This is a genomic window from Polaribacter litoreus (assembly GCF_054584775.1).
In genome coordinates this window covers 1-7,086 of the sequence record NZ_JBTLRD010000031.1, presented here as the reverse complement: position 1 = coordinate 7,086, position 7,086 = coordinate 1, and the positions used below count along the sequence as shown (strand labels likewise).

General features: G+C 28.0%; 4 protein-coding genes. All 4 read left to right on the top strand.

The window, feature by feature from the left end:
* Positions 1-365 precede the first annotated feature (365 nt).
* The 4 genes from ACW9UN_RS16540 to ACW9UN_RS16525 are packed head-to-tail and all read left to right on the top strand — an operon-like array spanning position 366 to position 6,692.
* A complete protein-coding gene (locus ACW9UN_RS16540; protein WP_459487477.1) occupies positions 366-1,562 on the top strand; it encodes a hypothetical protein in 1,197 nt (398 codons plus the stop codon).
* Between the two features lie 6 nt (positions 1,563-1,568).
* Positions 1,569-2,141 (top strand): condensin complex protein MksE, encoded by a 573-nt coding sequence (locus ACW9UN_RS16535; RefSeq protein ID WP_459487476.1) that lies wholly within the window; start codon positions 1,569-1,571, stop codon positions 2,139-2,141.
* Positions 2,125-5,832 carry an ATP-binding protein gene (locus tag ACW9UN_RS16530; RefSeq protein ID WP_459487475.1) on the top strand — a complete coding sequence of 1,236 codons (3,708 nt, stop codon included), beginning with the start codon at positions 2,125-2,127 and terminating at the stop codon, positions 5,830-5,832. The genes ACW9UN_RS16535 and ACW9UN_RS16530 overlap by 17 nt, the downstream gene beginning before the upstream one ends.
* A complete protein-coding gene (locus tag ACW9UN_RS16525; RefSeq protein ID WP_459487473.1) occupies positions 5,832-6,692 on the top strand; it encodes a DUF7281 domain-containing protein in 861 nt (286 codons plus the stop codon). Before ACW9UN_RS16530 ends, ACW9UN_RS16525 begins: the two co-directional genes overlap by 1 nt.
* The last annotated feature ends 394 nt before the right edge of the window (positions 6,693-7,086 follow it).

Sequence of the window (7,086 nt, the reverse complement as noted above, 5' to 3'; positions counted from 1 at the left end):
CTAAATCCCATTTTTGTGAAGAAGAAAAAAAAACAATTTTAATCGGCTTTTTTGGGAAACTAATCAGGCTATTTCTAATCAACGAATACTAACCTGCTGTATAATTAATTACTGCTAATTGACTTCTTGCGAAATTTTTTTTCGCGATTTTTTTTTTAGTAATTATCAGGAAAATAGTATCTTTAATTAACGTAACTAACCATACAACCCGTACGTTGTGCATAATGCGGAAATCGTGCTAAAATTGAACATTTGAACTAAAAACGCCAACGCACAAACAGCACATTTATTTTTTTGCCCACGCGAAATGCCAACGCTAAAAAAAATAAAAGAGCTGTTTCTTGCCAACGCTCGAAACCAAAGAAATGAACACCTTCAATGACATAAAAGAATTAGTAACCGCTTTAAAAAGAGAGGAAAAACTAATATCTGAAATGTTCAGCAAAAGGAAATCTATTGACTACAAATTAAATGATGCTTTAGAACTTGTTGATTATGAAGAAAGTCGTATTGACTTATTAATTCAAAAAGCTGTAATTAGACAAAATGGAGATTTTTTGGAACTTGATGGCCAATTTCTGGAGTTTTTTGAGCAAGTTCTGTATGTGAGTGAAGAAATAAACCTCTCATATATTGATGAAAATATAAAAAACATAAAAGAAAACATTGTTTACTTTTTAAATGAGTCAAGCGAAAACAGAAGATACGCTTACTTACGATTTATTAAAAAAACTTTTCGAAATATGGGACTTATCACACTTAGAAGTGTGGTGGATTTGAGACGAAATATTGAGAATACCTTTAAGAATGAATCGAATTACAAAAACAAACAATTAAAATTAGAAAATCTTGATGAGAAAAGAACAGTAGTAACAAATTTGATACAACAAACACTTTTACTTATTAATGAGGAAGAACTTACCTTTTTTAATAGAGCTCTAGACGAAGAATTGGGTAGAATCATTATTGAACTAAAAAATCAGCTAGGAGAATGCTCACACAACCTAATTGAAATAGAAAAACAAATAATTGATTATCTAAACCAAATAAAACAACAAGGAAGATTTTTAGAAAAGTTAAGAAAACTGAAATACTTAAAAGACAATTTTATTATAGAAGCAGAAACTAACATCAAACAGATAGTTTCAAACAAAAATGAGGTCATTTTTGAAACAAAACTTAATGAATCTATAAACTTATCTATTGACTTTCTTAGAGAAGACGAGCGAGCTTTTAGTTCAATTAAGAGAATTGCTAAAAATTATAGAGACAGACTACTTTTTAAACCAGAAATAGCAGAGAGTATTTCTAACGACTCTTTAGAAAATAATGTTGAAGAAGAAATAATGGTAAATTTAGAAGAAGTGAGAAATCGTTTTATTGCAACAAGTGATAATTTATTCAATTTTATTTTAAATTATGACTTTTTGAAAGTAGTAGATTTTAATGAAAGAGTCACTATTTTTTGTCAAATCATTTCTCAGTATGAAGAAGAATTACAAATACAAGATAACTACCAAACCACCAATGGCATTGAATATGCTATGGTATTTTCAAGATAACTTTTAATGATTACAAAATATACATCAGAAATTTTTAACGTGCTTCGCAAGGGACAATTTATCTGTTCAAATAGTCCTGATGATGACATTAAAAAACTTTACAAAGTTTTAGAAGATGAGGAAACTTTTGAAGACTTACACGAATTTTTTTATCAAATTAATTACATCTTAGAGCAAGGCAACGAATATTATTATTTCAGTCGAAAAGAAAATAATGCAGACTTAGATAGAAAACTAGAAAAAGCCTTTAATTGGATTGATATTCTGGACTTTTTTAAAACTTTCGATACCTCTTTTGATGTCGGCTTTAGGTTTTCGCCATCTGACATTGTAAATCAATTAAAAAATAATGCTGATTTAAAAACTAAATTGGAAAAGCTTAAAAAAGTAAGTGGAGATAAAAAAACTAATTCTGAACGCATAAAAAAAATAATTGAAAAACTAGAAAAAGATAATTTCATAACCTTAGAAAATGAGATAACTGAAACTTACAAAGTGCTTACATCTTTTAATTATTTGAAAGACATTATAACAACTATTAATATTCCCGAAGAAATAGAAAATGAGATACCTGAATAAAATAGTTTTTATAAATAGTGCATCTGTACAATATGCTGAAATCGAACTAGATGGAAATGTTCACTTAATTGGGACGCAAGGCGTAGGAAAAAGCACACTACTTCGTGCTATATTATTTTTTTACAATGCTAATAAAACAAAGCTTGGAATCCCGAAACAAAAGAAAGGATTTGATGATTATTACTTTCAGTATCAGAACTCTTACATCGTTTATGAAATACTAAAAGACAACATCCCTTTTTGTGTTTTAGCCTATAAAGTAAATGGTAAAGTTGCATTCCGATTTTTTAATTCTGCCTATAACAGAGAATTATTTATTGACAATAACAATAAAGCTTTTGAAAGTTGGGACAGCATCCGAAATGCATTTGGTAAAGAAATTTATTATACCAAACTCATAAAGAGTTATGACGAATATCGCAGAATCATTTATGGGGACAATAGCGGTTTAAAACCTGAATTTAAAAAGTATGCTCTAGCAGAAAGTAAGCAGTACCAAAATATACCAAGAACTATTCAAAATGTGCTTCTAAACACCAATCTTGAAGCAAAATTTATTAAAGACACTATCATAAATTCTTTAAATGACGAGGAGTTTATAATAGATATTGAGAATTATGCAAAAAATCATTTGCGTGACTTTGAAACTCAAATTAATGATATTAAAATTTGGTTTAAAGAAAACAGAAAAGGACAGATAGTTGTTAGAAAGCAAGCTGATAAAATAGTTGACCGATATAGAGCTTACAATTTTCTCAAAAGAGAAACAAAGGAATTAGCTTATCAGTTAGCTACTAGAATGAATTTTATAGAAAACGAAAAACCTATTTTAAATTCTAATTATTCCAAAGAAAACAATGAATTAAATGTTATAACAAAAAAAAGAGAAAACTTAGTAAAAACACATCGAACAAGAGAGCAAAAATTAATTTCTGAAATTGATTATATAAAAAAGGAGCTTGCTAAAGCTAAACAGAAACAAACAGAATACGAAAATCAAAATATTAAAGACATAATTTTAAAAGTTTCAAAGAAAGAAACTTTAACTATTGAGCGAAAGACTTTAGGAGAAGAAAAAAATCTACTAACAGCTAAATTCACAGAACTCAATCAAAAATTTGAAGCTCTTATTTCCCAAATTCAAAACCAACAACAGGAATTTACAAATACACAAAACGCAGAAATCAACAAAATAAAAAGTGACTTTGGAGAGCATAAATCTTCAATATTTGATACTTACCAGAAATTAATAAATCAAATTAATGACGAAAACAAAGATGAGATAGAAAAGGCAACTAATGACTTAGAACAAATAAAAGAAAATGAATACAGCCTAAAGAGAAGCAAATCAGAATTAAAACATAAAACCTTTTTTTCAACAGAAATTGAGAAATTTAAAGCCAATGAAAAAACACTTAGTAACAAAATCTCAAACTCGAAAAACATCATTCTAAATGCCACAAACGAAACAAAAACAATTCGTAAAGAATGGGAATTAGAAACAAAAGAAGTTGAAAACACATATAATTTATCAGTTGAAAGAGAAAACGAAAAAAGTAAAAAACTAAGGTTGAAAATTGAGAATATCGAAAACAAAATTCAACAAAGCAAATCTTCTCTTTATGGCTGGTTAAACGATAACATTAGTGATTGGCAAAGTACCATAGGCAAAGTGATTGATGAAGACAATGTACTCTTCAACACAGAATTGAATCCTAAATTGATAGATACTAATTCCTCTACTCTATTTGGCATAGAGTTAAACTTAAATACATTAAAAAACAGGATTAAATCCGTAAAAGAATATCAGCAAGAAATTGAGGTGTACAATGATGAGATTAATGAAATCCAAAATGCTATTCAACAGCTTAGTACGAATAAAGAAACTAGATTGAGTAAGCTAAAGATTAAATTTGGTAAAAAACTAAAAGAACTTAATGAGGCTATTGCAGAAAACGAATATGCCATTTCTCAAAACGAAGCGAAGTTTAAAAAGAATAAGGTTGATTTAGAGGAATGGATTTTAAAAGCAAAATCAGAAAAAGAAGCTGTTTTTCAAAAATTAGAAGATGATTTAAATGAAATTGCATCAAAGAAATTAAAAGCTGAAGAAATTTTAAAAAACATTAAGAAAGGAATAAATCGAAAACAAAGCTTAAAAGAAAAAGAAAGAGACACAGAGCTTAAAGTTTTAGAGGAAACTAAGAATCAGAAAGTTTCTGAAATAAATAGTGCTATCTCAAAGGCAAAATCAGCATCTGATAATCGAATTCAAGAATTGAAGAAAGAGCAAAGTTCTGAATTAGAAAACAAAGGAGCTGATACAAAAAGGCTTAGCCATATAGAAAGTAGATTAAGCAAAATTAAAACAGACCTAGAGTACATAAAAGAGAACGAAACACTTGTTATAGAATACAATAAAGACAAAAGAGAACTCTTTGACAATGTACCTCAATTAAAAGTTGATAAGGCAAGTTTAGAGAAAAAACAAAGTACAATAATCAATGAACATAAAATTGAACTGAATAAAGTCAACACAAAATGGACTAAACAAGAAGAATTTGTTAAGTCAATACAAATTCAAATTAATGAATTTGATAATGACTTAAAGGATTTTGAAAGTTTTAAGCTCTCAGATGCATTTCTAAATATTAAAAGCTATTACGAAATTCCTGAACCTATTGCTGATTTTGATGAACAGAAGAAAGCCACAACATTAATCAAAGAAATTATTGATAAGCATTCAAAAAGTCTAAGCACTTATGAAGAACTAAGACAAGCTGTTAACTTATTTAATGGGAACTTTAATGAAACTAATATTTTTAGCTTCAAAACAAAATTAATTACAAAAGACGATTTTCTAAGCTTTGCATTCGAGCTCAAAGAGTTTATTGAAGAAGATAAAATTAAAGAATATGAAAAACGTGTGAATGATAGGTTTGCACACATAATTCATTTAATTGGCAGAGAAACAACAGAGCTGAACTCTAAACAAGGCGAAATTGAAAAAATAATTAAAAAAATAAATGATGATTTCCTAGGCAAAAACTTTATAGAAGCTATCAAGACAATGGAAATAAGAACGTTAGAAAGTTCAAATCCCATCGTAAAATTATTGATTAAGATAAAAGAGTTTAATGATGAAAATAGTTTAGTTTTAGGAGAATCAAATCTTTTTACCTCTTCAGAAAGTAACACAAAAAATCAAAAAGCAGTTGACCTACTGAAGCAACTTGTAAAAGAGTTAGAGAAATCAAAAAATACAAATTTAACGCTATCCGAATCTTTTGACCTACAATTTAGAATCATAGAAAACGATAACGACTCTGGTTGGGTGGAGAAGCTTTCTAATGTAGGAAGTAATGGCACAGATATTTTAGTTAAAGCAATGATTAATATTTCGTTATTGAATGTTTTTAAAATTGATGCTTCAAAGAAATTTAAAGATTTTAAGCTTCATTGTATGATGGATGAAATAGGAACACTTCATCCTACTAATCAAAAAGGAATTTTGAGATTTGCCAACGAAAGAAATATTTTACTCATCAATGGTTCGCCAACGAGTCAAAATGCAACAGATTATAAATACACTTATAAATTAGCCAAAGAACAGTCTAAAACTAATTCTAAAAAATACATTACTAAAATTAACAGATTGATTAAAAAAGTAAACACTAAAGTTCTTAACTAATGAAGCTAAGCTTAAAAATAGCAAAAGTGTTAGTACAGCTAATCAATGGCGAATCAATTCCAAATAGTTTGGCTAAAAGTAATCTAATAGATGTTTTAGTTGCTGAAAATATTATTTATCGAAAAGGAAAGCATAAAAAGTCGCTAGAGTTAATCAATGAAAAAGGACTGCATACATTTCTTGCAAATCAATTACAGATTACTGATGTATATAGCTATATTTCATTAAAAGAGAATCCAAATGCTACGCGTGCAGAATCAACCAAAATCACAACAGACTCAAAGATTTCAAATGAAAGAGCTTTTAAAGGATTTTTAGTAAATAGTTATAATTCTATAACAGCTGAATTAAACAACAAACAAATAATAATTAATCCTCAAAAAGGAAGTTTTATTTTTATTTATGACTATGAATCATTTAAAATTCCCAAAGAGGTAACAGTTGTTGGAGTTGAGAATACAAAAAATTTTAGTCAAATTAACAAACAGAAATACTTGTTTAATAAAGTCAATCCTTTATTCATATCACGCTATCCACAGAACCAAAGTAAAGACTTTATAAAATGGATGAAATCTATTCCAAATAATTATATGCATTTTGGAGATTTCGATATCGCAGGAATTGGAATTTATATAAATGAATATAAGAAACACTTATCGGAAAAAGCGTCCTTGTTTATTCCTGAAAATATTAAAATTGATTTGAAAAAAGGAAATAGAGAACGATATGATAAACAAAGAATAAATTTTAAGATAGACGATATACAAGAGCCAAAAGTTTTAGATTTAATTGAATTAATTAAAAAAGAAAAAAAAGGTTTAGACCAAGAATATTATATTAACACGAATAGCCAACGCTAAAAGCCATACACATTTACAGTCGCATCATCCAAGCATCACCAGAACTGTAAAAGAGTATGTCTCGCCAACGCTCAATCCGAAGTAAATAACAAACATCGGAAAACCTAGCAGAACGTGAAAAGCACTATGCACAACAATGTATATAAAACATAGCTATTACAGGCTTTACGAGAGGTTTTTGCTTATTTATTAAGACCACCAAATTTTTATTTTTGTATATTTAGAAATTAAAAGATAAACATAAAAAATAAAAATTCGGCTTGTGTTTAATCCGAAAAGTTGGCGTCTATTTATACGTTACGTTTCATATACTAGACCGTTGGCATTAATAAAAAACGAGAAATAAATTGAGTAATTAATGAATAATATAATATCGACTTTTTTCTTCTCATTA

What these genes read in the sequence shown, in the direction of transcription:
- ACW9UN_RS16525 (WP_459487473.1), top strand. Translation starts at nt 5,832, where the DNA reads ATGAAGCTAAGCTTAAAAATAGCAAAAGTGTTAGTACAGCTAATCAAT.
- ACW9UN_RS16540 (WP_459487477.1), top strand. Translation starts at nt 366, where the DNA reads ATGAACACCTTCAATGACATAAAAGAATTAGTAACCGCTTTAAAAAGA.
- ACW9UN_RS16530 (WP_459487475.1), top strand. Translation starts at nt 2,125, where the DNA reads ATGAGATACCTGAATAAAATAGTTTTTATAAATAGTGCATCTGTACAA.
- ACW9UN_RS16535 (WP_459487476.1), top strand. Translation starts at nt 1,569, where the DNA reads ATGATTACAAAATATACATCAGAAATTTTTAACGTGCTTCGCAAGGGA.